General features: G+C 73.8%; 19 protein-coding genes and 1 pseudogene. 12 read left to right on the top strand and 8 right to left on the bottom strand.

Features of this window, described 5'->3' with window-relative positions:
• Positions 1 to 34 precede the first annotated feature (34 nt).
• The gene (locus tag OYE22_RS26630) at positions 35 to 628 is read right to left on the bottom strand and encodes a MarR family transcriptional regulator (protein WP_277322759.1); all 594 of its coding nucleotides are present in this window, start codon (positions 626 to 628) and stop codon (positions 35 to 37) included.
• A gap of 82 nt (positions 629 to 710) precedes the next feature.
• On the opposite strand from OYE22_RS26630, the gene OYE22_RS26635 reads away from it, so the two are divergent.
• The 6 genes from OYE22_RS26635 to OYE22_RS26660 all read left to right on the top strand — a co-directional run bounded on the left by OYE22_RS26635 (position 711) and on the right by OYE22_RS26660 (position 6,611).
• On the top strand, positions 711 to 1,451 hold the full coding sequence (locus tag OYE22_RS26635) for an SDR family oxidoreductase (protein WP_277322760.1): 741 nt from the start codon (positions 711 to 713) through the stop codon (positions 1,449 to 1,451).
• A 156-nt stretch (positions 1,452 to 1,607) separates the two neighbouring features.
• Entirely contained in the window at positions 1,608 to 2,015 is a 408-nt protein-coding gene (locus OYE22_RS26640) for a GntR family transcriptional regulator (protein WP_277322761.1), read from the top strand.
• A 34-nt stretch (positions 2,016 to 2,049) separates the two neighbouring features.
• The gene (locus OYE22_RS26645; protein WP_277322762.1) at positions 2,050 to 3,015 is read left to right on the top strand and encodes an ABC transporter ATP-binding protein; all 966 of its coding nucleotides are present in this window, start codon (positions 2,050 to 2,052) and stop codon (positions 3,013 to 3,015) included.
• Positions 3,012 to 3,998, top strand: a complete 987-nt coding sequence (locus OYE22_RS26650) for a hypothetical protein (RefSeq protein WP_277322763.1) — start codon at positions 3,012 to 3,014, stop codon at positions 3,996 to 3,998. The genes OYE22_RS26645 and OYE22_RS26650 overlap by 4 nt, the downstream gene beginning before the upstream one ends.
• Positions 3,999 to 4,044: 46 nt before the next feature.
• Positions 4,045 to 5,619, top strand: a complete 1,575-nt coding sequence (locus OYE22_RS26655; protein WP_277322764.1) for a glycosyltransferase family 39 protein — start codon at positions 4,045 to 4,047, stop codon at positions 5,617 to 5,619.
• A gap of 266 nt (positions 5,620 to 5,885) precedes the next feature.
• Entirely contained in the window at positions 5,886 to 6,611 is a 726-nt protein-coding gene (locus OYE22_RS26660) for an alpha/beta fold hydrolase (RefSeq protein WP_277322765.1), read from the top strand.
• A gap of 134 nt (positions 6,612 to 6,745) precedes the next feature.
• Here OYE22_RS26660 and OYE22_RS26665 read toward each other — a convergent pair whose 3' ends face one another.
• On the bottom strand, positions 6,746 to 7,654 hold the full coding sequence (locus tag OYE22_RS26665) for a hypothetical protein (RefSeq protein WP_277322766.1): 909 nt from the start codon (positions 7,652 to 7,654) through the stop codon (positions 6,746 to 6,748).
• A 312-nt stretch (positions 7,655 to 7,966) separates the two neighbouring features.
• On the opposite strand from OYE22_RS26665, the gene OYE22_RS26670 reads away from it, so the two are divergent.
• Positions 7,967 to 8,776 carry a serine protease gene (locus OYE22_RS26670; RefSeq protein WP_277322767.1) on the top strand — a complete coding sequence of 270 codons (810 nt, stop codon included), beginning with the start codon at positions 7,967 to 7,969 and terminating at the stop codon, positions 8,774 to 8,776.
• 812 nt (positions 8,777 to 9,588) lie between these two features.
• Entirely contained in the window at positions 9,589 to 10,386 is a 798-nt protein-coding gene (locus OYE22_RS26675) for a serine protease (RefSeq protein WP_254393542.1), read from the top strand.
• Between the two features lie 255 nt (positions 10,387 to 10,641).
• On the opposite strand, the gene OYE22_RS26680 is transcribed toward OYE22_RS26675, so the two are convergent.
• Positions 10,642 to 11,670: an aminoglycoside phosphotransferase family protein gene (locus OYE22_RS26680; RefSeq protein WP_277322768.1), complete on the bottom strand. Its 1,029-nt coding sequence runs from the start codon at positions 11,668 to 11,670 to the stop codon at positions 10,642 to 10,644.
• Between the two features lie 244 nt (positions 11,671 to 11,914).
• Here OYE22_RS26680 and OYE22_RS26685 point away from each other — a divergent pair, with 244 nt between their 5' ends.
• Entirely contained in the window at positions 11,915 to 13,114 is a 1,200-nt protein-coding gene (locus tag OYE22_RS26685; RefSeq protein WP_277322769.1) for a hypothetical protein, read from the top strand.
• Positions 13,115 to 13,234: 120 nt separating this feature from the next.
• Here the strand turns inward: OYE22_RS26685 and OYE22_RS26690 are convergent, their stop codons facing one another.
• Together OYE22_RS26690 and OYE22_RS26695 are read right to left on the bottom strand one after the other, a co-directional pair.
• On the bottom strand, positions 13,235 to 15,025 hold the full coding sequence (locus OYE22_RS26690) for a thiamine pyrophosphate-requiring protein (protein WP_277322770.1): 1,791 nt from the start codon (positions 15,023 to 15,025) through the stop codon (positions 13,235 to 13,237).
• Between the two features lie 41 nt (positions 15,026 to 15,066).
• Positions 15,067 to 15,936: an SDR family oxidoreductase gene (locus OYE22_RS26695; protein WP_277322771.1), complete on the bottom strand. Its 870-nt coding sequence runs from the start codon at positions 15,934 to 15,936 to the stop codon at positions 15,067 to 15,069.
• A gap of 386 nt (positions 15,937 to 16,322) precedes the next feature.
• Between OYE22_RS26695 and OYE22_RS26700 the strand changes: the two genes are divergently transcribed.
• The gene (locus OYE22_RS26700; protein WP_277322772.1) at positions 16,323 to 17,045 is read left to right on the top strand and encodes an alpha/beta hydrolase; all 723 of its coding nucleotides are present in this window, start codon (positions 16,323 to 16,325) and stop codon (positions 17,043 to 17,045) included.
• Positions 17,046 to 17,334: 289 nt separating this feature from the next.
• A pseudogene (locus OYE22_RS26705) lies at positions 17,335 to 20,387 on the top strand (endo-alpha-N-acetylgalactosaminidase family protein).
• A 163-nt stretch (positions 20,388 to 20,550) separates the two neighbouring features.
• Here OYE22_RS26705 and OYE22_RS26710 read toward each other — a convergent pair.
• Positions 20,551 to 21,126 carry a CGNR zinc finger domain-containing protein gene (locus OYE22_RS26710; RefSeq protein WP_277322773.1) on the bottom strand — a complete coding sequence of 192 codons (576 nt, stop codon included), beginning with the start codon at positions 21,124 to 21,126 and terminating at the stop codon, positions 20,551 to 20,553.
• A gap of 101 nt (positions 21,127 to 21,227) precedes the next feature.
• On the opposite strand from OYE22_RS26710, the gene OYE22_RS26715 reads away from it, so the two are divergent.
• The gene (locus OYE22_RS26715; RefSeq protein ID WP_277322774.1) at positions 21,228 to 22,400 is read left to right on the top strand and encodes an epoxide hydrolase family protein; all 1,173 of its coding nucleotides are present in this window, start codon (positions 21,228 to 21,230) and stop codon (positions 22,398 to 22,400) included.
• A 30-nt stretch (positions 22,401 to 22,430) separates the two neighbouring features.
• Here OYE22_RS26715 and OYE22_RS26720 read toward each other — a convergent pair whose 3' ends face one another.
• Together OYE22_RS26720 and OYE22_RS26725 are read right to left on the bottom strand one after the other, a co-directional pair.
• Positions 22,431 to 22,829, bottom strand: coding sequence for a VOC family protein (locus tag OYE22_RS26720; RefSeq protein ID WP_277322775.1), 399 nt, complete (start codon positions 22,827 to 22,829; stop codon positions 22,431 to 22,433).
• A 66-nt stretch (positions 22,830 to 22,895) separates the two neighbouring features.
• Positions 22,896 to 24,662, bottom strand: coding sequence for a beta-galactosidase family protein (locus OYE22_RS26725; RefSeq protein WP_277322776.1), 1,767 nt, complete (start codon positions 24,660 to 24,662; stop codon positions 22,896 to 22,898).
• Positions 24,663 to 25,020 lie beyond the last annotated feature (358 nt).

Here is a 25,020-nt window from a genome sequence, read left to right on the forward strand (position 1 = left end):
GCCCCAGCCGTACGCCGCGGGCGCAGCGTCCGCGTCACTCCTGCCCCACGTGCGTGATCCGGTCGTCCCCGAGCCGCCGCTGCACGTCGCTGAGCAGCAGGCGAAGCAGCTCCGTCAACTCCCGTTGCTGCTCGGCCGTCAGGCCCGTCAGCAGGTCGGCCTCCCGGGTCAGGGCCTGGTTCACCGTGGACTCGACCAGCGCGTGGCCGGCCTCCGTCAGGGTGACCTGGACCGTGCGGGGGCGGCCGGTGCCGGGGGCGCGGGTGACCAGGCCGTCGCGTTCGGCCCGGGCCACCCGCTGGGAGACGGCGCCGGCGGTGACCAGGGAGCGTTCGCCGAGTTCGCGGGTGCTCAGGGTGTACGGCGGGCCCTGGCGGCGCAGCACGCTCAGCAGGTCCAGCGTCGCGGCGTCGATCCCGGCCCGGGCCAGGACCCGTCGGCGGTCGTCGCCGAGCAGCTTCGCCAGCCGCCAGATCGGAGTGACGATCCCGATCGAGGAGACGGGTGTGCCGGGCCGCTCGCGCTCCCAGGCGGCGGCGATGGCGGCGACCGGGTCGGCGGGGGCCGCCTCCGGCGCAGGTTCCGCGGGGCGGGCGGAACGGTCCGGTGGCTGGTCGGCCGCGGTCATGGTTGTCCTCCGGCTCCGATTGCGTTTAGATCTAAACGTAGTCTGCGTTTAGAGCTTAACGAAAGCTTGTGGAGGTCACTCTATGCCCCGCACCATCCTGGTCACCGGCGCCGGCACGGGCATCGGCCGGGCCGTCGCCCGGCACTTCGCCGCCGCGGGCGACGCCGTCTTCCTCACCGGCCGTCGGCGCGACCCGCTGGCCGCCACCGCCGACGAGGTCGGTGGCACCCCGCTGGTGTGCGACCACACCGACCCGACGCGGGTGGCGGCGCTGCTCGACGCGTTGCCGGACCGCCTCGACGTGTTGGTCAACAACGCGGGCGGGAACACCGACTTCGGCGCCGGTGGGGAGTCCGACGGCGCCGACCCGGCCGCATCGCTGCACGCCTTCGCCACCCGCTTCCGGGCCAACCTCGACGCCAACCTGGTCAGCGCCGCGCTGACCACCCACGCCGTCTCCGACCGGCTGGCCGGCGGCGGGGCCGTGGTGCACATCGGGTCCATCGCGGCCGACCAGGGCGCCGGCTCGTACGGCGCGGCCAAGGCCGGCCTGGCCGCCTGGAACCTCGACCTCGCGGCGGAGCTGGGCGCCCGGGACATCACGGCCAACGTCGTCTCGCCCGGCTATGTCGCCGAGACCGAGTTCTTCGGCGACGTGCTGACCGCCGAGCGTCGGGCCCAGCTCGTGGCCGCCACCGCCGTGGGGCGCGCCGGGGTGCCGGACGACGTGGCGGGCGCGGTGGCCTATCTGTGCTCGCCGGCCGCGCGGCACGTCACGGGCCAGGTCCTGAACGTCAACGGCGGGGCGCGGATGACGCGTTGAGGCCCCGCGCGGGGTCGCCCGGCCGGTAGGACGCCGGCCGTCGACGGCGCGCGACGCTCGCCCCACCCGGGGCCGGCGTCGCGCGCCGTCGGCGTTTCTTGACAGGGTGCCGTTCGCACTCCACCATCATTCCACTAACTCATTAGTGAAAGGGTGATGCGGGTGATCGAGTACCGCATCGACCGGCGCGCCGGCGTCGCCACGTATCTGCAGATCGTCCAGCAGACGAAGCAGGCGCTGCGCCTTGGTCTGTTGCAGCCGGGGGACCGGCTGCCCACGGCCAAGGAGGTCGTCGCGGCCACCGCGATCAATCCGAACACCGTCCTCAAGGCGTACCGCGAGCTGGAGCGCGAGGGCCTGGTCGAACCCCGGCCGGGCCTCGGCACCTTCGTACGGCGCTCCCTCGCGCGGCCGGAGGCCGCCGCCGGGTCGCCGTTGCGCGCGGAGTTGGTGGCGTGGATGGACCGGGCGCGCGAGGCCGGGCTCGACCGGGAGGACGTGGCGGCGCTGTTCGCCTCGGTCCTCGACGAGTGCCTCGGCGACGCACCGCCGACGCCGAACTGACCAGGGGAACCGAGATGACAAGTGGGGGAAACGGGTGACCAGCGAGTACGCGGGGGACCCGGGGGCGGCCGTCGTGGCGCGCGGACTGGGCAAGAGGTACCGGCAGAACTGGGCGTTGCGCGAGGTCACGCTGCGGCTCCCCGCCGGACGGGTCTGCGCCGTGATCGGCCCGAACGGCTCGGGCAAGAGCACGCTGCTGGCCCTGGCCGCCGGGCTGCTGACGCCGACGACGGGCAGTCTGCGGCTGTTCGGCGAGGCGCCATCGGCGCCCGCCACCCGGCGCCGGATGGCCTATGTGGCACAGGACAAGCCGCTGTTTCCACGGCTGACCGTCGCGGAGACGCTGCGGCTGGGCCGCGAGCTGAACCCCGGCTGGGACCAGGCCGTGGCGGAGCGGACCTTACGGGACGTCGACATACCCCTGACGGCGCGGGTCTCGACCCTCTCCGGTGGCCAACGCACCTGTGTCGCGCTGGCGCTGGCGCTCGGCAAGCGCGCCGACCTGTTGCTGCTGGACGAGCCGATGGCCGACCAGGACCCGCTGCGGCGCACCCGCATGATGGGAGCCCTGATGGCCGAGGCCGCCGAACACGGCACCACCGTGGTGATCGCCACGCACGTACTCGCCGAGTTGGACGGCGTCAGCGACCACCTCTGGTTGTTCGGCGCGGGCCGGCTCCGGCTCGCGGGCGACACGGAGGCCGTCCAGTCCGCGCACGCCCTGGTCACCGGGGCCCGCCGGGACGGCGAACGGGCCGGAGACCGGGCGAGCGGTCCCGGGCTGCCGCCCGAACTCGCCGCCCACACCGTGGTCGAGGCCCGCGCCACGGGCCGGCAACTCACCGCGCTGGTACGGCCCGGCGGCACCGAACTGGAGGGCGAGTGGATCACTCGTGAGCCCTCCGTCGAGGAGATCCTGCTCGGCTACCTCCGTAACCCCACCGCCGCGCCGCTGCTGCTCGACGGCGGCCCCGCCGATGCCCCGGAGGTCGCCGCGTGAAGGGCCTGACCTGGGTGGTCTGGCGGCAGCACCGGGCCATGGTCTGGACGGTGCTGGCACTGACCGCGGCGGCCGCCGCCTGCTTCGGCTACTGGTTCCACGACCAGTGGGCCTTCCAGCACGACCACGGCATCGCGGGTTGTGACGTCATGCTGCCCACCTGCCAGGGCGTGCCGACGTCCGAGTGGGAGGCCGTGCCGCACCACGTCACCGTCAAGTTCGAGAACGCCTACCGCGAGACGTTGGTCAACGCGGGCCAGGCGCTCCGTTGCCTCCCGCTGCTGGTCGCCGCGTTCATCGGTGCCCCGCTGTTCGCACGGGACTTCGAGAACGGGGCGTACCGGGTGGCCATCACCCAGTCGATCAGCCCGCGCCGCTGGCTCGCCGCGAAGCTCGCCCACGCCGTTACGCTCACGCTGCTCGCCACCACCGTCCTGACCGCGCTCTACGGCTGGTGGTGGCACTCGACCTGGCGCGACTTCGGCACCCTGGTGTGGGACACGCCCGTCCCCATGCTGACCGCGGGGCCGGCCGCGGTGGCGGTCGCGGTCCTGGCCGCCGTGCTCGGCGCGACCATCGGACTGCTCGTGCGTCGGACGGTGCCCGCCATGGCCATCTCCCTCGCCGTGTGTGGCGGACTGATGTACCGCGCGCGGGAGCTGGACTTCCTTCACCGCCTGCTGCCCCTCAGCTCGAACCGGGCGGCCCTTGGCTCTGACTCCGACGTGTCCCGCTACTCGCGTGCCGACAACTGGTGGTATGAGACGTCCTCGGGCGAGAAGTTGGACCTCAGCACCTGCGTGGGCGTGGACTCGGAGTTCACGCGCTGCCTGAACCGGCATGACGTGGTCGCCGTGCTCACGGAATACCACCCCCCGAGCGCCTACTGGTCCATCCAGTGGATCGTGGCCGGCATCTGCCTGACCGTCGCCGCCGCCCTCGTCGCCGGCTGCCTGTGGTGGGTCGGTCGCCGGACGGCCTGACCGTCGACGTCCCGTGGCCCCTTCGACAACGGAGTTCCGCCGACCCATGGCCCTGCCCCCGCCGCGCGCCCGCGCCGCTGACGCCACCACTTCGACGAACCCAGCGGCCGAGCCCGCCAAGCCGCGCACCACCACCCGCACCACCCGCACCGCCCGCCCCTTCGCCTGGCGGGCGCGGGTACGACTACCGCGCCGGGCGCGCCCGTACGCGCTCGTCCTCCTGCCGGCCGTGCTCACGCTCGCCACCGGGTTATGGGGCCTCGAACGCGAGCACAGCATGTGGCGCGACGAGTCCACCACGTACCAGGTGGCGCACCGCGACCTCGGCGAGATCGTGCGGATGCTCGGCACCGTCGACGTCGTGCACGGCCTCTACTACCTGCTCATGTACGCCGTGTTCGACTGCTGGGACGGCGGCCTGTGGGCGCTGCGGCTGCCGTCGGTCCTCGCGATGGCCGGCGCCGCCGCCGGTGTGGCCCTCATCGGCCGCCGACTGGCCGGCCCCCGCGCCGGGTTGGCGGCCGGGCTGGTCTTCGCGCTGCTGCCGCCGGTGCAGCGGTACGCGCAGGAGGGCCGCTCCTACGCGCTGGTCTGCGCCTGCGTGGTGTGGGGCACGTACCTGCTGTTGCGGGCCGTCGCCGGGCGCACCCGGCGGGCGTGGTGGGGGTACGCGGCGTCGATGGCGCTGGCCTGTCTGCTGCACGAGTTCGCGGTGCTCGCGCTCCTCGCGCACGGCCTCACGCTCCGCTGCGCGCGGGTGCGCGGCGACGCGTTCTGGTCCTGGGCGCGGGCCGCCGCGAGCGCCGCCGTGCCGCTCGCGCCGCTGGTCGTGGTCAGCCAGCAGCAGGCGCAGCAGGTCGCGTGGATCTCCGCGCCGGGCGTCGGGCAGGTCGCCACCTTCCTCGGGCTCGCGTTCACCGCCGTCGCGCTGGCCCGGGTGGTCCGGACGGCCGGGGAACGGCGCGGGCGGATCGGGCTGCCGGCGCTGGCGCTGCCGCTGTTCCTCGTGCCTACGGCGCTGCTGATGGCCGCCTCGGCCCTGCACCCGATCTACGTCGACCGGTACGTGCTCTACGGCTGGCTCGGGTTCGCCCTGCTGCTCGGCGCCGCGCTCGACCGGGCGCTCCGCGCCGCCCGAGCCCGTGGCCCGGCCACCGTCGGCCTGCTGTGCGGCGTGGTCGCGGCGCTGCTCGTCGCGCAGGTGCCGTACGCGCTGACGCTGCGTACGCCGGACAGTCGGCTCGACGACACGGTGGCCGCCGCCCGCGCCGTCGGTGAACTGTCCGAACCAGGGGACGGGCTGCTCTTCCTGCCGTTCCACCGCCGCGAGCCGTTGATGTCCGCCCCGGACGAGTTCCACGGGTTGCGTGACCTGGCACAGGCCCAGGACGCGTTCTCCTCGGGCACGCTGTGGGGCACGGAGTTGCCGCCGGCGACCATCCGGGCGCGCATGCTGCGCGCGCACCGCGTCACCGTCATCACCGACCCGCGCCCCTCCGCCCGCCCCAGCCCGCAGGAGGCGGTCGAACGCGCGGTGCTGCGGGACCACTTCACGGTCTGCGAGCGGCGCCCGGTGCGGGGCATGCGCGTGGTGCGCTACGCCCGGCCGGGCACCTGCTGAAACCCCATCGACCAACGCGGCGACGGCGCGGGCCGCACCGCGTCCCGGATCGTAGACAGTCGAGGCGGGGGGCCTGTCGCGTGACGGTAGGTTGAAGCGGCTACGGTTCCGCGGACGACCGCCGGCCGTGCCGGTCCCCGTCGCGCCAGGCCATCGGCCGAGCGGAGGGGCGGCGCGGCCCGGGGGTCGACGCATCCGGAGCGGACGAGACCGACGGGGGTGTGGGATGCGACATCACCGTGCGTACGGACGGGAGAGGCACCATCATGCGGCTGCACACGCGGGAGTGGGGCGCGGGGGATCGGATCGCGCTGCTCATCCACGGGATCATGTCGGACCACCGCACCTGGCGGCGGGTCGGCCCGGCGCTGGCCGAGAACGGGTACCGGGTCGTCGCGGTCGACCTGCGCGGGCACGGGGCGAGCGAGCGCGCCGCCGAGTACAGCATTCCGCTGTTCGCCGCCGACCTGGAGGAGAACCTGCCGGTCGGCGCCGACCTGGCCATCGGGCACTCGCTCGGCGGCCTCTCGCTCTCCTTCGCGGTGGAGCACCTGCGCCCCAAGCGGGCCGTCTACAGCGACCCGGCCTGGGCCCTTGAGACCGGTGAGCGCCCCACCGACCCGGACACGCTACGGGCCCTGCGCAAGGCCACCCGCAGCATGATCGCCAACTTCAACCCGCACTGGGACGAGGGCGACGTGGACGCCGAACTCGCCGGCATCGCGGCCTGGGACCCGGCGACGGCGGACGCGGTGGGCGGCGAGTACGCCATCGACTACATACCCGAGCGGCCCGTCGTGCCCTCCCTGGTGCAGGCCGCCGACCCGAGCTACGTCGTCTCCGAGGCGCACAAGGAGCAGCTCCGCGCGGCCGGATTCACCGTGCACACCGTCAAGAACACGGGCCACTCGATCCACCGCGACGACCTGGACGGCTTCATGCGCTCCGTCCTCGGCTGGGTGCGCGGGGAGGAGCCGGTCGGGCTCGTGTGAGCCGGCCCCGCCGCGGGCGGCCGGTCGCGGGCAGCGCCCCGGGCGGGCCGTCCCCGGCGGTGCGGGCCCGGGCGGGTCGCCCCCGGTGGTGCGGGCCCGAATGCGAGCCCCAGCCGCGCGGGCGGCGCCGGGCGCTACGTGTCGCACTCCAGGACCGTCCCGCACAGCCCGCACCGGGCCCGCAACCTGCCCCGGACCGGCACCCGGATGCGCTGGTTGCACACCGGGCAGGGGAAGCGCACCTGGAGCGGGGCCTGTCCCTCGAAGGCGTAGCCGGCGTCCGGCTCGACGCTCGGGCGCGCGCCCCGCGCCAGCAAGCCCTCCCGCGCGTGCCGCCGGTCCTTGGCGTACCGGCGCCGGCTCGCCCAACCGCTGCCGACCAAGGGGGGTTGCCGCTCGTCGCGGCGCGCCCGCGCCAGGCCGTCGGCGTACGCGTCGTACCCCTGCGGGCTGGTGAACCACGGGGCGATGTCCTCGCCGAACGCCTGCCCCCGCTTGGCGAGCACGTAGCCGAACTCCTCCGGCGTGAGGTAGCCGAGCTTCTGCCGGGAGACCGAACTCTCCCGGTAGGCGTCGAGCAGCAGCCAGCCGGCGCCGAGGTAGGCGGCGGCGGTGTCGGTGAGGATCTCGTTGTCCCGGGTGCCGGGGAACGAGAGGTCGAGCCGGTGTAGGTAGACGTGCATCACCTCGTGCGCGAGGGCGGCCCCGATGTCGCGCCGGTGGGTCTTGAACCGCGCGTTCAGCTCGATGAAGTACTCGGGCCCAGCGGTCAGTTCGACGTTCCCCGCGTGCTCCATCTCCCGGAAGCTGATGATCATGCGCGCGTCGGGCAGGCGCAGGTGGCGCACCATCACGCGGGCGATGCGCTGCACGCCGAGGTAGAGGTCGTCGTCGTCCGGGAAGGCCACGTCGTCGGGTGGCACGCTCAGCGCGAAGCCGCGCACGGTGTCGTGGGACAGCCGCCGGTAGAGCGCGGTGATGGCCGCGCGCACCGTCTCCAGGTGCGGATATCCGTGCTGGATCTCGCTGCCCGTCGTCGCCACGCCCCACCCCCGCGCCGTCAACCCCGCTGACCTGGCTCAACCTTACGGATGACGGCCGGTGGCGTCAGCGCATCGGGCCGGGCCGCGCGGATCGCGCCCTCAACTGGCCGGTAGGAAGCCCTTGTCACGCGGATCACTCTCTACACATAATCACAGGGCGCTTTGCGGGCTCACCCCACGGGGTCCGGACGCTTTACGGCTCACCGCCTGGTCTGCACCAAGTTTCTTTGGTGGAACACGGGCGAGGGGCGCCGGATTTCCTGTGTGGACGGGTCCGCCAAACGCGGTCAACCCCCCACGAAAGGAACTCCGTTGTCCCTCCTCAAGAACGTGAAGAGAGGCGCCGCGTTCGGCGCCGTCGCCCTCGCCGCCTTCAGCCTCACCCCCGGCACCGCCTTCGCGCAGGCCACCTCGGACGCCTCCGAGGGCCCGCGCACCCGGATCGTCGGCGGCACCCCGGCCGAGCAGGGTGAATTCCCCTTCATGGTCCGGCTGTCGATGGGTTGTGGCGGCGCGCTGTACGCCCAGGACATCGTGCTGACCGCCGCCCACTGCGTGGACGGCAGCGGCCCGAACACCGACATCGGTGTCACCGGTGGCGTCGTGGACCTGGACGACCCGGCCGCGCAGAAGGCCACGTCCACCGAGGTCCTGCAGGCCCCCGGGTACGACGGCACGGGCAAGGACTGGGCCCTGATCAAGCTGGACAAGCCGATCGACCAGCCGACGCTGAAGATCGCCGACACGGACGCGTACGACAACGGCGAGTTCGACATAGCCGGTTGGGGTGCCGACCGCGAGGGCGGCAGCCAGCAGCAGAAGCTGCTCAAGGCCAAGGTGCCCTTCATCGACGACGCCACCTGCAAGGCCGCGGGCGGCTCGTACAGCGGCCTGGTCGACGCCGAGGAGATCTGCGCCGGCATCGAGGCGGGCGGCGTCGACAGTTGCCAGGGCGACTCCGGTGGCCCGATGTTCCGCAAGGACGACGCGGGCGAGTTCGTCCAGGTCGGCATCGTGAGCTGGGGCGAGGGCTGCGCGCGCGCCGGCAAGCCCGGCGTCTACACGCAGGTGAGCCACTTCGCCCAGGACATCAAGAGCGCTGCCGACCAGCTCGGTAGCTGATCCCGGCCGCCACCGGACCCGCCGACGCGCGGGCCCGGTGGCGGCGTCGCGGGTGTGAGCGCTCGTACGGGGCGGCGTCGGTGTCGCCCCGTACGGCGTGCCCGCCCCGGCACTGTCGGGTGCCCGCCGTGCGGTGCGAAGTGCCCGACCGTTGCCCGTTTCATTCCGCGTACGCGCACCGAGCGGACGCGGAATTCCGCATGCCCGGAAACGGGTTGAGCGGCGTTTTCCGGGCGCCCCGTCCGAGGCCGAGTTTCGGCGCGCCGCATTTCCGTCGCGACCCTGTCGCGGTGCGCCGCGACATTGCGGGAAAGCGCCTTTACGCGTCGCGTTGTCGCGCCCGTGGGGGATGTGTGCTCTGACCTGAATGGGGCGCGAGGGCTGCGGCGCGGTCGCTTCTGTTCTCTGTCATCAAGGCCCTGAGCTGCGCCGTTCGCGCGGAACGCCGCTTTCCGTCGGCTGGGTGGACCCCGCGCTGTCGCGGTGAATCGCGTGCGGTGCGCGAGCGCGTCCGTTTATCGGAATTCCCGGCGGGCTTCGATCGATGGGCATGCCCCGCAATCCACGGGAATCACGCACGGCTTCTCGGAACTGTCCGGAAGATCGTCTGCGATGTCCGGAACACAGCCCTTGCCACCGTGTCTCAAAGCTCCACATAATTCGAGCGGCACTTTCACGGTCTCGCTCCATTGAGTCTGGATGTTGTGCGGTCCGCTGCTCTGCCTCAACGGATGTTCTATGGCAGCGGTGTCCGGATTCTGGTTGTCATGATTCTGCCAATTGTGCGCTAACCACCCACGAGAGGACATCCGTTGAAGATCTTCAAGCACGTCAAGAGATGCATCGCCGCGGGCGCCGTCGCCCTCGCCGCCATCAGCATGAGCCCCAGCACCGCGATAGCCCAGAGCGACCCGAGCGGCCCGAGCACCCGGGTCGTGGGCGGCACCCGCGCGGCCCAGGGCGAGTTCCCGTTCATGGTCCGGCTGTCGATGGGCTGTGGCGGCTCCCTGTACGCCAAGGACATCGTCCTGACCGCCGCGCACTGTGTGGACGGCAGCGGCCCCAACACCAGCATCACCGCCACCGCGGGCTCCGTCGACCTGCAGAGCACCAGCGCCATCAAGGTCAGGTCCACCCACGTGCTGCAGGCCCCCGGCTACAACGGCAACGGCAAGGACTGGGCCCTCATCAAGCTGGCCAAGCCCATCAACCTGCCGACGCTGAACATCGCCACCACCACGGCGTACGACAACGGCACCTTCGACATCGCGGGTTGGGGCGCCAACCGCGAGGGCGGCGCGCAGCAGCGCTACCTGCTCAAGGCCAAGGTGCCCTTCATCAGCGACGCCACCTGCAAGGCCGCCGGTGGCTCGTACAGCGGCCTGATCGCCGCCGAGGAGATCTGCGCCGGCCTCCAGCAGGGCGGCGTGGACACCTGCCAGGGTGACTCCGGTGGCCCGATGTTCCGCAAGGACAGCGCCGGCGCCTGGGTCCAGGTCGGCATCGTGAGCTGGGGCGAGGGCTGCGCGCGCGCCGGCAAGCCCGGTGTCTACACGCAGGTGAGCCACTTCGCCACGGCCATCAAGAGCGCCGCCAGCCAGCTCGGCTAGCGCCCTCCCGGCGCCGAGCGGCGCCGCGCCCACAGCGCCCACCGGCCCGCGCGACGGGCAACACCCAAGGGCGCGCGACGCGGCCCCGCACGAACCGGCCGCCGCGTCAGGCCAGTTGAACGAGTAACCCGCACCACCGCACGGGCCGCGCCGACGGGCGCGGCCCGTGCGCGCGTGTCGGCCGCCGCGCGTGGCGATCCGGCGCGCGTGCCGGGGCCGGCAGGGCCTCACGCGGTGCGCGCGCCGTCGGCCGCGTTACGGGCGGTGGGTCGGGGCCGGGCGCAGCGTGGGCCAGTGTGCGAGCATCCGGTCGCGCAGCTCGACGCAGAGCGCGGCCAACCCGCTCGACTCCGCGCGCCCGCGCGTCAGTTCGGCCACCACCGCCAACCGGTGCGCCAGCCGCTCCCGGGCCGAGACGGTGCCCCACGTCCAGTCCTCGTGCGGGAGCCTGGCCAACTGGTCGACGGTGCCCCGGTGGGCCCGCTCGACCAGCGCGTCGCCCCTGATGAGCCAGCCGGCGCAGGCGTCGGCGAGGTCGAGGCGCAGGTCGGTGCCGGTACGGGCGCGCCAGGTCGCCGCGTAGGCCCGCTCCGCGCGCTCCAGCAGGGCGGGGGAGGCGGACGTGACGCACCAACAGGTGGGGAAGCCGACGCGCAGGTACGCCAGCTCCACCAGGCCGCTGCCCCAGGACGCCCCTTCGAGGTCGATGAAGGTGACCCCGTCCGCCGTGTGCAGGTCGTTGCCGGGGCACGGGTCGCCGTGCAGCAGCGCCCGCCCGGGGGCCGTGGCCAGCCGGCGGGTCAGCGCGCGCAACTCGGCGGCCACGCCGGGGGCGGCGCGGGCCCCGAGCGTGTCGGCCAGCGCGAGGAAGGAGTCGACGTCGGCGTCGTCCGGGCCGCGCCAGCGCGGCAGCGCGTCGACGACCTCGGGCCCGCCGCTGGCGTGCAGCGCGGCCAACGCCCTGGCGTAGGCGACGATCCAGCCGGCGGTCGGCCGCCGGTGCGGGACGTACGCCATGACCAGCACCCGCTCGCCGGGATCGGTGCCCCACACCGCGGGCACCACGGGTGCGTCGGCCGTGGCGGCCAACTCCAGCGCGGCCACCTCGCGCGCGTACCGCTCGTCGGCGTCCGCCCCGCCGACAACCTGCTTGACCACCGCGGGCCCGGCGGCCAGCTCCACGCGCCACACCCGCGACCGCGGGCTGCTGTCCAGCAGGCGGGGGTCACGGGGCTGGCCCAGCGTTGCCCGTAAACCGTCTCCGAACGACAGTGCCGACTCCATCGGCGCATCGTCCCACGCCGGCGCGCGCCCCGCCCTGGGGTTACGGGAGCGGCCCCGACGCGCCGGGCCCCGGGCCCGGGCCGCGAGGAGGAGGGCCGCGAGGGCGCGAGCCGCGAGGAGGAGGGCTGGAACGGGGCGCTCGGGGTACCCACGATCTCGGACCAGCGCGGCCGGGCGTGGCCCGGCGGACGGGAGCGCGCGGTCGTGGACACTCGGGTGCGGTGACTACGCGGAGGAGGTGCCGTTGTCGACCGGCGACAGGCTGATGACCGTGGGCGACCGGCTGCGGACGGAGGCGGAGGCGGCTTGGCGCAGCGCGCGCCGGGCCGTGCGCCAGTCGGGGCCCGAGCGGGACACCATGACCCAGGCGCTCAAGGCGGCGGGCGCGGCCATCGCGGCCTGGGCGCTGACGGGCTGGTGGCTGAAGGCCCCGCTCGCGCTGCTGGCCCCGTGGACGGCGTTGGCCCTCGTCGAGGCCACCGTCTACCGCTCCCTGCGGTCGGGCGTCCAACAGCTCGGCGTGATCATGGCGGGGACGCTGTGGGCGTCGGCGGCGATGGCCATGACCGGCGGCAACACGCTGGGCTCCATGCTGATCGCGCTGCCCGTGCTGGTGCTGTTCGGCACCTACCGCCGGCTGGGGGCGCAGGGGCTCTACGGCGCCACCACCGCCCTGTTCGTGATCACCTACGGCGCCTACTCGCTGGACGCGGTGGGCCACCGCCTGCTGGAGTGCCTGATCGGCGCCGTCATCGGCATCGGCGTCAACGCCCTGGTGCTGCCGCCGGTGCACCTGCGCAGCGTGCACGAGCGGCTGCTGCGCCTGATGCGCGAGAGCGCCGAACTCCTGGGCACCATGGCCGGCGCGCTGCGCGAGGAGTGGTCCGCCGCGGACGCCGCGCAGTGGCACGACCGCGCCCGGCGGCTCGAACAGCTCTCCCGGGAACTCGCGGAGGCCCGCCAGTGGACCGCCGAGAGCGCGCGGGCCAACCCCGGCTGGCGGCTGCGGCGCGTCGGCCCCGCCCCGCCGCCGGCGGAGGAGGACGCCCGCTGGACGCGCGTCGCCGGCCACCTGATCGCCATCGCGCGCTCCCTGGAGGGTACGGCGGGCGAGGAGGCCCGCCTCGTGGTGCCGGAGAGCGCGTTCCTGAACCGGTACGCCGATCTGGTCGAGGAGGTGGCGAACCTGTGCGCCACCGCCGAGCGCTCGCTGCGCGGGCAGCGGCCAGATCAGGCGGAGGCGCGGCGAAGCCGCGACCGGGCCTGGGCCCTGTACGACCAGTTCGCGGACGACTTCCGGCACCACCGCTTCGGGGCGACCACGGTCAGCGGCGCCCTGCTGGTGGAGAGCAAACAACTGCTGTACGAGCTGGCTCCCGACACCGACCGGGACGAGGCCGCGCGGGACACCGACGCCCGCGGCGACCAGCCCGGCCGCCCGTGATCACCGGTCCCGCTGGCCCTTCACTCCGCTGGCCGTTGACTTCGCTGGCTGTTGGTCCCGCTGGCCCCGCTCCCGCGGGCGCCCGGAGACGCCCGCGGGACCGGGCCGCGTGGGCCGGCGTCAGTCGTGACCGCCCGGCAGCATCTCCTGCACCTTGGCCTTCAGCCCCTGCCGCAGCACCGCGCCACGGTCGCTGTCGCCCTTGACCAGGGAGGCCGCGGCGGCCTCGATCTGGTCGAGCGTCGCGTGCGGCGGGATCGGCGGTACGGCCGGGTCCACCCGGAAGTCAAGGACGAACGGCCGGTCCGCGGCGAGCGCCCGCTGCCAGGCCGTGGCCACCTCGGCCGGCTTCTCCACCCGCGCCCCGCCCAGGCCGATGGAGCGGGCGAAGTCGGCGTACGGCACGTCGGGGATGGCCTGGGACGGCAGGAACTGCGGGGCGCCCGACAGGGCGCGCATCTCCCAGGTGACCTGGTTGAGGTCCTGGTTGTTGAGGACGGCGACGATCAGCCGCGGGTCGGACCAGTCCTGCCAGTACTTGGCGGCGGTGATCAGCTCGGCCATGCCGTTCATCTGCATCGCCCCGTCGCCGACCAGGGCCAGCGCGGGGCGGTCCGGGTGGGCGAACTTCGCGCCGATCGCGTACGGCACCCCGGGCCCCATGGTCGCCAGCGTGCCGGAGAGCGAGCCGCGCATGGCCCCGCGCAGCCGCAGGTGGCGCGCGTACCAGTTGGCGGCCGAGCCCGAGTCGGCGGTCAGGATCACGTCGTCCGGCAGCACCGCGTCCAGGGCGTGCACGACGTACTCCGGATTGACGGGGTCGGCCTCCACGGCCGCCCGCCGCTCCATCACCTCCCACCAGCGGGCGGTGTTCTTCTCGATCTTCTTCCGCCACGACCCGTGCTTCTTCGGCGTCAGGCGCGGCAGCAGCCGGGCGAGCGTCTCCCGCGCGTCGCCGACCAGGTTGACCTCGAACGGGTACCGCAGCCCGACCATGAACGGGTCGATGTCGATCTGTACCGCCCGGGCCTGGTCGTACTCGGGCAGGAACTGGCTATACGGGAAGCTCGAACCGATCACCAGGAGCGTGTCGCACCCCTGCATCAGCTCGTAGCTCGGGCGGGTGCCCAGCAGGCCGATCGCGCCGGTCACGTACGGCAGGTCGTCGGGCAGCGCGTCCTTGCCGAGCAGCGCCTTGGCCACGCCCGCGCCGAGCGCCTCCGTGACCTGCTCCACCTCGGCCCGCGCGCCCCGGGCGCCCTGCCCAACGAGGATGGCGACCTTCTCGCCGGCGTTGAGCACCTCGGCCGCCCGGTCCAGCTCGGCGTCGCCCGGGACGGGCGCGTACGAGCTGAGGCCGAGGCTGGAGGGGACCATCTTGAAGGCGTGCTGCGGCGGCGTGTAGTCCAGCTCCTGCACGTCGGCGGGGATGATCACGGCGGTCACGGTGCGCTTGGCGTAGGCCGTGCGCATCGCCCGGTCGAGTACGTTCGGCAACTGTTCGGGAACGGTCACCATCTCGCAGAACTCGGCGGCCACGTCCTTATACAGGCTCAGCAGGTCGACCTCCTGCTGGTACGAGCCGCCCATCGCGCTGCGGTTGGTCTGCCCGACGATCGCCACCACCGGCACGTGGTCCAGCTTGGCGTCGTAGAGCCCGTTGAGCAGGTGGATCGCCCCGGGCCCCGAGGTCGCGGCGCACACCCCGACCTTGCCGGAGAACTTGGCGTACCCCACGGCCTGGAAGGCGGCCATCTCCTCGTGCCTGGCCTGGACGAACCGGGGCTGGTTGTCGGCCCGCTCCCAGGCGGCCAGCAGGCCGTTGATGCCGTCGCCGGCGTACGCGAAGACGTGCTCCACCTCCCACGCGCGCAGCCGTCGCAGGACGTAGTCGGACACCTTGATGGACACGGAACTCCTCTCCGGGTGGTGCGTACTGAGGGCGGTGGCGGTTACGGCAGGGGAGTGCCGCCGGTGGCGTTCACGATCTCCGCGGTGATGTAGCTGGCCCGTTCGGAGGCGAGGAAGACGTAGGCGGGCGCCATCTCGGCGGGCTGGGCCGGCCGCCCGAGGGGCGACTGCTTGCCGAACTCGGCCGTCTCCGGCAGCGTCGCCGGAATCAGCGGCGTCCACACCGGCCCCGGCGCCACCGCGTTGACCCGTACGCCGCGCTCGGCGACCATCTGCGCGAGCCCCTGCGTGAAGGTGACGATGGCGCCCTTGGTGGTGGCGTAGTCGAGCAGGTGCGGACTGGGCTTGTACGCCTGTACGGAGGTGGTGTTGATGATGGAACCGCCCGCGGGCACGTGCGGGAGCGCCATCTTCGACAGCCAGAACAGCGCGTACAGGTTGGTGCGCAGCACCCGGTCGAACTGCTCGGTGGTGATCGCCTCGATGCCGTCCGGTTGGCTCATCTGGTAGGCGGCGTTGTTCACCAGGACGTCGATCCGGCCGAACTCCGACAGCGCGCGGTCGACCACCGCCTGGCACTGCTCCTCGTAGCGCAGGTCGCACTCCACGGGGACGGCCCGCCGGCCGGCCTCCGTCACCAGTTCGACCGTCCGCTCGGCCTCCGACCGTTCCTCCGGCAGGTGGGTGAAGAGCACGTCGGCGCCCTCGCGGGCGAAGGCGAGGGCCACCGCGCGGCCGATCCCCGAGTCGCCCCCGGTGATCACCGTCGCGCGGTCCGTCAGCAGGCCACTGCCCTGGTACGAGTCCTCGCCGTGGTCGGGGGGTGGGTCCATCGGACCGGTCCAGCCCGGGTGGGCCTGGTCCTGCTCGGGGAATTCGGGGCGGGGGTGCTTCTGGACGGGATCGCTCACGGGTCCTCCTGACCGCCGGGGCCGCCTCGCGGCGCCCCGGGTACGGGCAACAACAGCCCACGGGTTCCCACCGAAGGCCCCGGAACACCCGCTACCTCGCCGCTCCCCCTGGTTGGCCCAAGCAACTCCTTCGAAAGCCCCGGCCACGGGGGGCGATCACGGGGCCCGATCCCGGGGCACGGGCCCGGGGCCCGGGCTCGCGGTCGCCGTCGAAAACCCGTTGGCCGGCCACGGCGGCCGTTGCTAGCCTCCTGGCGGCCGTGCGATGGATCGAGGAGGTGGTACCCGTGAACGCAGTATCGACATGGGTGCTCCCCTCCGGGGTCACGGTCGGGCGATAGGTCGTCCGGGAGCGCCGCCCACGCGCACTCCCGAAGGACACGACCATGCACGTCACTTCCGAACAGCGTCTCGCCGACGGCGTCCGCGAGCGCGAGTTCACCCTTGGCGAGATCCCCGGCACCCTGTGGACCCCGGACACCACACCGGCCCCCCTGGTCCTGATGTCCCACAACAACGGCCTGCCCAAGGCGGACCCCCGCCTGGTGGCCCGGGCCCGCTACACCGCGGCGCACGGGTACGCCGTGGCCACCATCGACGCCGCCGGGTGCGGCGACCGCCCCCGGTCCACCGCCGACGAGCGGGCCCGCGCCGACCTGCGGCGGGCGCTGCGCGCCGGCGAGCCGGCCGACGAACTCCTCGAATCCCTCATCGGCCCGCTGGTCGCGAACGCCGTCCCGGAGTGGCGGTACACCCTGGACGCCCTGCTGGAACTGCCCGAGACCAGGGGCCCGGTCGGATACTCCGGCGGCTGGGCCGCCCTCGGCATCCACCTCGCCGCGACCGAGCCACGCATCGCGGCCGCCGGCCTCTTCGCCGGCGGATACGTGCCCCGGGCCCAGCGCGAGGAGGCCCGCAGGGTCACCATCCCCCTGCTCCTCCTGCTCCAGTGGGACGACGAGGGCAACCCCCGGCAGCGGGCCCTGGACCTCTTCGACGCCTTCGGCAGCACAGAGAAGACGCTGCACGCGAACGTTGGCGGCCACACCGGCACCCCGCCCTTCGAGCTGGAGGACGCGTGCCGGTTCCTGGACCGGCATCTGAGGTGAGGGCGGGGCCGGCGGCCCGGTGACGCGCGGTAGCCGGCGTCGGCCACGAAGCCGTCGTCGGGGCGGGCCCCGGCCTCCCCGACGACGGCGTCCCCCACCAGCGCCCGGGCGTGCCCCCCGTACGCCCCACCGCCTTAGTCCAACACCCGCCCCGGCTTTGTCCATCGGCGACCCCCACGGGCGCGGCCCACAGTGTCCCCACACCAGGAACCGGCGACGTGAGGAGCACACCGTGGCATCGGAGAGCGCACGAGAGCAGGGGACGGGGCGGCCGGCCAGGAGAACGCTGGTGGCCGGGACGGCACTGGTCGGCGTGGGCACCGCGCTCGGGCCGCTGGGCGCCGCAGCGCACGCCGCGCCACGGCGCCGGCCGCGTGGCCCGCTGCGGCTGCGCTCCGCGGCCCTGGAGGTGCGGGTGGACGCCGGGTTCCCGCGCGTCGTGGCGTACGTGGACCGCGTCAGCGGGGCCGTCCTGCACGGCCAGGAGGACGCGGTCGCCTCCGTCCTCATCGACGGGGTCGCGCACACCCCCACGGTGACCTGCGCGGCGGGGGCGGACCGCGCTGTCTACACGCTGGCCTTCGCGGCCGGCACCGAGATCACCGTGGAGATCCGGGTCACCGACTGGCGCGTGGACTGGCGGGTCACCCGCATCACCGAGGCGCCGGCGCTGCCCGTGGGCACGCTGCGCGTCCCCGACCTCGCGCTGCTCAGCGTGCGCAGCGACCAGCCGGGGGCGACGCTGCTCGCCGCCCGGATCGAGCTGGACCGGGCGAAGAGCGGCGACACCCTGGTCGAGGTGAGCGACGCGACCCCGGCCGACCCCGAGCCGGTCGGCTGCGCGTACGCCGTCGTGGCCACCGACCGCATCGGCGCGGCCATCGAGACCAACACCGTCTTCGACCTGCCGGCCAAGACACCCGGCGCCACCTGGGACAACGGCCGGCTGTGGCGGCAGACGGTACGCCGGGACGGCTACACCAAGGCCCAACTCGCCTGCGGCCAGTGGACCTACCGGGCGGCGGGCGCGCCGGCGGACATGACCGAGCCGCTGCCGTACGCCACCGTCATCGTCACCCGCGACCGGGGCGGTGACGGGCGGGTCGACTGGCAGGACGCGGCGATCGCCATGCGCGAGATCATGGTCAACCCGCTGGGCGCCGACGAACAGCACCTGCGGGTGGTGCCGCACATCCCGTTCAACTTCGCCAGCCAGGCCACCAACCCGTTCCTGGCGACCCTCGACAACGTCAAGCGGATCGCGCTGGCCACGGACGGGCTGCGGCAGTACACGCTGCTCAAGGGGTACGCGTCCGAGGGCCACGACTCGGCGCACCCCGACTACGGCGGCAACTACAACGAGCGCGCCGGCGGCCTGCGGGACCTGAACGCGCTGCTGCGTGAGGGCAAGCGGTGGAACAGCGACTTCGCCGTGCACGTGAACGCCACCGAGTCCTACCCGGTGGCCAACGCGGTCTCCGAGACGCTGGTGAACAAGGACGACGAGCAGTGGGACTGGCTCGACCAGTCGTACCGCATCGACGCCCGCCGCGACCTGGTCTCCGGCGACATCGCGCGCCGCTTCCGGCAGTTGCGCGAGGAGACCGACGCGGGCCTGAACACCCTCTACATCGACGTCTTCCGGGAGTCCGGCTGGAACTCCGACCGGCTCCAGCGCGAACTACGCGCGCAGGGCTGGCACGTGACCACCGAATGGGGCCACGGCCTTGAGCGCTCGTCCCTGTGGTCGCACTGGGCCACCGAGACCGACTACGGCCCCGACACCTCGCGCGGTATCAACTCCCGGCTGATCCGCTTCCTGCGCAACCACCAGAAGGACGTCTTCGCCGACAGGGAACCCCTGCTGGGCATCCGCGCACCGGCAACTTCGAGGGCTGGGTCGGCAAGGTCGACTGGAACGCCTTCTACCAGCAGATCTGGACCGACAGCCTGCCCGCCAAGTACCTCCAGGCGTACCCGATCAGGTCCTGGCACGCGCACGAGATCACCTTCTTCGGCCCCGGCGCGACCACCGTCTCCGACGCCGACGGCCAGCGGACCATCACCACCGCGGGCCGCGTGGTCTACGCGGGCGGCGCCTACCTGCTGCCCTGGGAGCCGCGCGACGCCGCCGACCCGGCCAAGCTCTACCACTACAACCCGCGGGGTGGCAGCACCACCTGGCACCTGCCGCGCGGCTGGTCCAACGCCCGACGGGTCACCCTCTACCGGCTCACCGACCAGGGCCGCGTGCGCGTGGGCCGGTTGCCCGTGCGCGGCGGTGAGGTCACCGTGGTCGCCGAGGCCGCGACGCCCTACGTCGTCTACCGCGACACCGCCCCGCGCCAGAGCGCACCGAACTGGGGAGCGCACACGCCCGTGTACGACCCCGGCTTCCACGCCGGCACGCTGGCCGGTTGGCGGGTCAGCGGCCCGGCGCGGGTGGTCCGCAGCGAGCGCGGTGACTACGAACTGGTCATCGGCGCGAGCGGGCCGGCCGCCGTCGGGCAGCGGCTCGGCCGCCTCGCCCCCGGCGAGTACGCCGCGTCGGTGCAGGTCGAGGTCGGCGCGCGGGCCGGCGAGCGACGCCGGGCCACCCTGGAGATACGGACCGCCGACGGGATCACCGCCAGCAACTGGGCCGACCGCTCGACCGCCGTCAACCACGTGGCCGCCGACCGCAAGAAGGACACCCGCTTCCAACGCCTGCTCACCCGTTTCACCGTGCCCGAGGGCGGCGGACCGGTGGAGCTGACGCTCCGCGCGGCGGCGGGCGCGGCCCGGGTCCGCTTCGACAACGTGCGCGTCGTGCCCACCCGCCACCCGCGCGGTCACGACCGTGACGTCCTCGTCCACGAGGACTTCGAGCACGTTCCGCACGGCTGGGGCCCGTTCGTCAAGGGCGACGCGGGCGGCGCCAACGACCCGCGCACGCACATCGCGCAGCGGCACGCCCCGTACACCCAGCGCGGCTGGAACGGGAAGGTTATCGACGACGTTCTCGACGGCGGCCAGTCCCTCAAGTCACGTGGCGAGAACGGCGGACTGGTCTACCGCACCGTCCCGCACACCGTGCGCTTCCGCCCCGGGCGCCGCTACGAGGTCTCCTTCCGCTACGCGAACGAGCGGGCCGGCCAGTACGCGTGGGTCACCGGCGTGGACGAACCGGCGCCACGCGAGCTGAGCCGCGCGCCGCTGCCGGTGGCGACGGCGCCGACGCGCTGGCGCCACACCTTCACGGCACCCTCCGACGGAGACGCCTGGGTCGGGCTGCGGAAGGTGGGGGACGACGGCAAGGCGGAGTTCGTCCTGGACGCGTTCACGGTGCGCGAGCTGGACTGAGGCTGGGCCGGGAGCGGCTTGGCGCCTTCGGCCGGCCGGGGCTCGCTTCGGCCCTGGCCGGCCGGGGCGCGTAAACCGGCCCCGGTCGGCCGGGTGGGCGCGTTCGACGCGCCGGACGCGGCGTGGGCACGGCGGGCCTGCCGTGCCCACGCCGAGCCGCTGCTCACCTCGCCGAGTCGGCGTCCTTGCGCCGGTTGGCCTGGAAGCGCGCCTTCTTCTGGCGGTTCCCGCACGTGTTCATGTCGCACCACCTGCGGGTGCGGCTTCGGCTGGTGTCGAAGAAGGCGGCCCGGCAGGTGGGCGAGGCGCACAGGGCCAGCCTTCCGTCGCGTTCGCCCGCGGTGACGCTGATCGCGTCGGCGGCGATCACGCCGAGGGCGTCCTCCACGCCGGACGCCGAGCCGAGCCGCCATCGGCGTTGACCATCGGGCGTCAGGACCGCCGTGGCCCGGCCCTGCGCGCTGCGGTCGTTGATGACCTGGACGGCGGACGGGGGGAGGGCGCCGTCGGTCGCGACCGCCGTCGCGGCGGCGTGGATCGACTCCCGCAGCTCCCGGGCGAGGTCGAGCTGGGCGGGGGTGCAGGAGTCCACCGCGAGTCCGTACACCGCCAGCCAGTCGACCAACCGGTGCGGCGTGGGGATGCGCTCCACGGCGTCGCCGTGACGCTCCGACAGGGTCCCCGTGAAGCTGGTGGCGAGCACGCTGCCGAGGCGGAAGTCAGGGAACGCGGCACACATGGAACCACCTTAGCCGGTTGCGGCTTGGCTCGACGAGCTGCTAGAACCGTCTAAGCCGATTCACGGCGTCGTGGCCGGCTCCTCGACGGCCAGGAGGTCCCATGCCCCCGCCCACCAGCGACGTACGGGCCTTCACGGCCCACGCGACCGACGCCGACCTCGAAGAGCTGCGCGCACGGCTCGCCGCTGCGCGGCTGCCGGAGGCCGAGACGGTCCACGGCGCCGCGCCCGGCCCCGGCCGATGGGGACAGGGCGTACCGCTCGCCGACCTCGTCGACGTCGTGAACTACTGGCGCACCGGGTACGACTGGCGGTCGTTCGAGGAGCGCCTGAACCGGATCGGCCAGTTCCGCACGGTCATCGACGGCCTGGGGATCCACTTCCTGCACCGCCGCTCCCCGCGCGCGGACTCCACCCCGCTGATCCTGACGCACGGCTGGCCGGGCAGCGTGGCCGAGTTCGCCCACGTCGTGGACGAGTTGGCGGAGCCGGCCGGTGCGGACGCGCCGGCGTTCCACGTGGTGGCCCCGTCGCTGCCGGGCTTCGGATACAGCGACAAGCCGACCACCACCGGATGGGGGACCGAGAAGATCGCCGCCGCCTGGGTGGAGCTGATGGGCAGGCTCGGCTACCGGACGTTCCTGGCCCACGGCGGCGACTGGGGCGGCAACGTCACCACGGTCCTCGGCGGCAGGTTCCCGGCGCACGTCCTCGGCATCCATTCCACTTTCGCGCAGGCCCCGCCCGGGGTGACGACGGACGGGCTGACGCCGGTCGAGCGCGCGTGGGCCGAGGAGACTCGCCAGTTCTGGCGCCACCGCGCGGCGTACGCGAAGCAGCAGGCGACCCGACCGCAGACCATCGGCTACTCGCTCGTCGACTCGCCGGTCGGGCTGCTCGCCTGGATTCTCGACAAGTTCGCCGAGTGGTCGGACACCGGGGACAGCCCCTTCGAGACGATCTCCCGGGACCGCGTCCTCGACGACGTCACCCTGTACTGGCTGACGCGGACCGGCGCGTCGGCGGCCCGCATCTACTACGAGAGCCACGCCTCGCTGGACCCCGAACTCCGGGTCGACGTCCCGTCGGCGATCACCATGTACCCGCGCGACGTGGAGAAGTGCCCGCGCCCCTGGGCCCAGGAGCGCTACCGGCACCTCGTCCGCTGGCGGACACCCGAAAGCGGGGGGCACTTCCCGTCCCTTGAGGTCCCCGAGTACTTCGTCCAGGACCTGCGAGAGGGCCTCGCGGCGGTGCTGTCCGCCCGTCGGTGAACGCGGCCGAACGTTGGGGCCCCGCCCCGCTCAGGACGCCGCTTCGGGGCCCAGGCCCTGCCCGTAGCACAGGCAGAAGGGGTGGCCCACCGGGTCGGTGAAGACGCGGAAGCCGGCGCGGGCGCCGCCCGTGTCGTGGACGAGGGTGGCGCCCAGCGCCTCCACCTCGCGCTGGGCCCGCTCCACGTCCTCCCGGGTCTCCACCTCCAGGTCCAGGTGGAAGCGCGGCGGGTGGGCCGGGTCGGGCCAGCGCGGTGGGTGGTAGTCCGCGACGCGTTGGAAGGCGAACTGCTGGCCGTTGGGGGAGGTGAGGGTGACCCAGTCGGGGTCGTCGGTGTTGCGCTGCCAGCCGAGGATGGCGCCGTAGAACCCCGCCATGGCCGTGGGGTCGGGGCAGTCGATGACGGTGCACTGGAGTTTCGCGATCATGGAGGCAGGGTGCCGAAGCGGGGCCTTGGCGTCCACCTCCCGCGCCCGGTCCGGCCCCCGCGCCGCTCAGCTCAGCAGGGCGGGCCCGACGGGCTGGGCGTCGGCGTCGGCGGGCGTCCCCTCCAGTTCGAGGAGCAGCAACTCGTTGTGGCCCGCCCGCAGCCAGGGGCCCGGCACGTACAGGCCGCGCTGCGGGCCGCGCGACCAGTAGCGGCCCAGGCAGCGGCCGTTGACCCAGGCGAAGCCGCGTACCAGGCCCGGCAGTTCGAGCCTCGCGTCGCCCGGCGCGGCCACCTCGAAGGAGCCGGCGAACAGGCCGGGCTCCGCGCCCCTCGGCGCCGGCCCGTACGCGATCCGGGCCAGCGCCCCGGGCCGCTCGACCGCGTCGAGCCGCAGCGGCCTGGCCCGTACGCCGTGCAGGTACTGCCGCTCGTGCAGCACGCCGCCGGTGATGCCCTTCGGCTCGGCCAGCCGTGGGCCGTAGTTGACCCGGCCCAGCGACTCCACCCACAGGTCCACCGTCGCGGGCCCGGCCACCTCGCCGAGCAGCGCGTCCCGCTCGTCGAGGACGGCGACCCGCGCCCCGTCCACGGTGACCAGCGCGCGGTCCCGCAGCCCGAGCACGCGCAGCGGGTAGGGCGCGCGTGGACCCGGCACCTCGAACCGGTAGCGGACGAGGCCACGGTCCACGTCCAACTCCTCGAAGGTGGGCGGCGTCGCGGTGTGCGTCTCCGGCCCGCCCAGCGCGTCGAGCACGCCCTCCAGCGGCGCCCACCGGTCGAGCCGCACGGCGACCGGACGGCCCAGCGACGGGGGGACCGGCGGCGGCGCGGGCAGCGGGCCCGACGCGTGGTCGGCGAGCACCTCGCGGAAGCGCCAGAACTTCTCCGTCGGCGCGCCGCGCTCGTCGATCGGCGCGTCGTAGTCGTACGAGGTGGTGGTGGGCCGCAGCGCCCCGTCGTGCAGGTCGCCGGAGCGGTTGGCGCCGGCCCAGCCGCCGAAGTTGGTGCCGCCGTGCGCCATGTACAGGTTGACCGACGCGCCGCACTCCAGGATCTCCCGCAGCGCCCCGGCCGCCTCCGCCGCGTCCCGGGTCGCCGGCTCGGCACCCCAGTGCGTGAACCAGCCGCACCAGAACTCCATGCACATCAGCGGGGAGCGCGGCCGGTGCCGGCGCAGCGCGGCGAACGCCTCGCGCGCGCCCGAGTCGAAGTTGACCGTCGCCAGCACCCCGGGCAGCGAGCCGCCGGTGAGCATGTGGTCCTCCGGGCCGTCCGAGGTGAACAGCGGCACGCTCACCCCGCACCGCCGCAGCACGCCGGCCAGGTGTCGCAGATAGCGCCGGTCGCTGCCGTACGAGCCGTACTCGTTCTCCACCTGCACCATGACCACCGGGCCGCCGCGGTCCGCCTGTCGGGGCACCACCTGCGCGAGCACCCGCTCGCACCACGCGTCCACCGCGGCCAGGAACCGCGGATCGCGGGTGCGCACCCGGGAGCCCAGCGGCCCGGTCAACCAGTGCGGCAGCCCGCCGTTCTCCCACTCGGCGCAGATGTAGGGGCCCGGGCGCACGATCGCCCACAGGCCGGCCGCGTGCGCCGCGTCCAGGAACCGGCCCAGCGCCGCCACGTCGCGGAACTCCCCGGGCCGCGGCTCGTGCAGATTCCACGGCACGTACGTCTCCACGCAGTTCAGGCCCATCGCGCGGGCCATCGCCAGCCGGTGCGCCCAGTGTTCCTCGGGGACCCGGAAGTAGTGCACGGCCCCCGAAAGCAGCCGCACCGGCCGCCCGTCCCAGGTGAACCCCTCGTCCGTGACCGCGAACTCCGCCACGCCCCGCACCGCCTCTCGCTCCCCGGCCCGCCGACGCCCACACCCTCACCCGCCGACCGGCGGCCGGTCCATGGACAAAGGTCGCCGCCGGGTGGACGGAGTGGGGCGGCGCGCGGGCGGCGGTGGCCATCGAGGGCGGTGTCCGGCCGCTGGGTGAACGGGAGTTGGCGATGAGGCGATGGTTGGGTGATCTTCGAGCGTGCGGTCCGTTCGGGGCCCGCCTCGGAGCCTGGCCCGGCCGGGCGACGGGGGCATCGGCCAGCCTGGCCGGATATCGTCGACCACGTGGCGCAGAAGATCTTGGCACCCCGAGCACCGGTCATCCAGCGACAGAACGAGAGGCAGGCGGTGGAGGAGC

Source organism: Streptomyces sp. 71268, from assembly GCF_029392895.1.
Classification (GTDB): Bacteria; Actinomycetota; Actinomycetes; order Streptomycetales; family Streptomycetaceae; genus Streptomyces.

Excerpts from the sequence above, each read along its gene's own strand:
- OYE22_RS26710 (WP_277322773.1), bottom strand. The coding sequence starts at position 21,126 with ATGTGTGCCGCGTTCCCTGACTTCCGCCTCGGCAGCGTGCTCGCCACC.
- OYE22_RS26630 (WP_277322759.1), bottom strand. The coding sequence starts at position 628 with ATGACCGCGGCCGACCAGCCACCGGACCGTTCCGCCCGCCCCGCGGAA.
- OYE22_RS26655 (WP_277322764.1), top strand. The coding sequence starts at position 4,045 with ATGGCCCTGCCCCCGCCGCGCGCCCGCGCCGCTGACGCCACCACTTCG.
- OYE22_RS26715 (WP_277322774.1), top strand. The coding sequence starts at position 21,228 with ATGCCCCCGCCCACCAGCGACGTACGGGCCTTCACGGCCCACGCGACC.
- OYE22_RS26680 (WP_277322768.1), bottom strand. The coding sequence starts at position 11,670 with ATGGAGTCGGCACTGTCGTTCGGAGACGGTTTACGGGCAACGCTGGGC.
- OYE22_RS26640 (WP_277322761.1), top strand. The coding sequence starts at position 1,608 with ATGCGGGTGATCGAGTACCGCATCGACCGGCGCGCCGGCGTCGCCACG.
- OYE22_RS26720 (WP_277322775.1), bottom strand. The coding sequence starts at position 22,829 with ATGATCGCGAAACTCCAGTGCACCGTCATCGACTGCCCCGACCCCACG.
- OYE22_RS26660 (WP_277322765.1), top strand. The coding sequence starts at position 5,886 with ATGCGGCTGCACACGCGGGAGTGGGGCGCGGGGGATCGGATCGCGCTG.
- OYE22_RS26635 (WP_277322760.1), top strand. The coding sequence starts at position 711 with ATGCCCCGCACCATCCTGGTCACCGGCGCCGGCACGGGCATCGGCCGG.
- OYE22_RS26700 (WP_277322772.1), top strand. The coding sequence starts at position 16,323 with ATGCACGTCACTTCCGAACAGCGTCTCGCCGACGGCGTCCGCGAGCGC.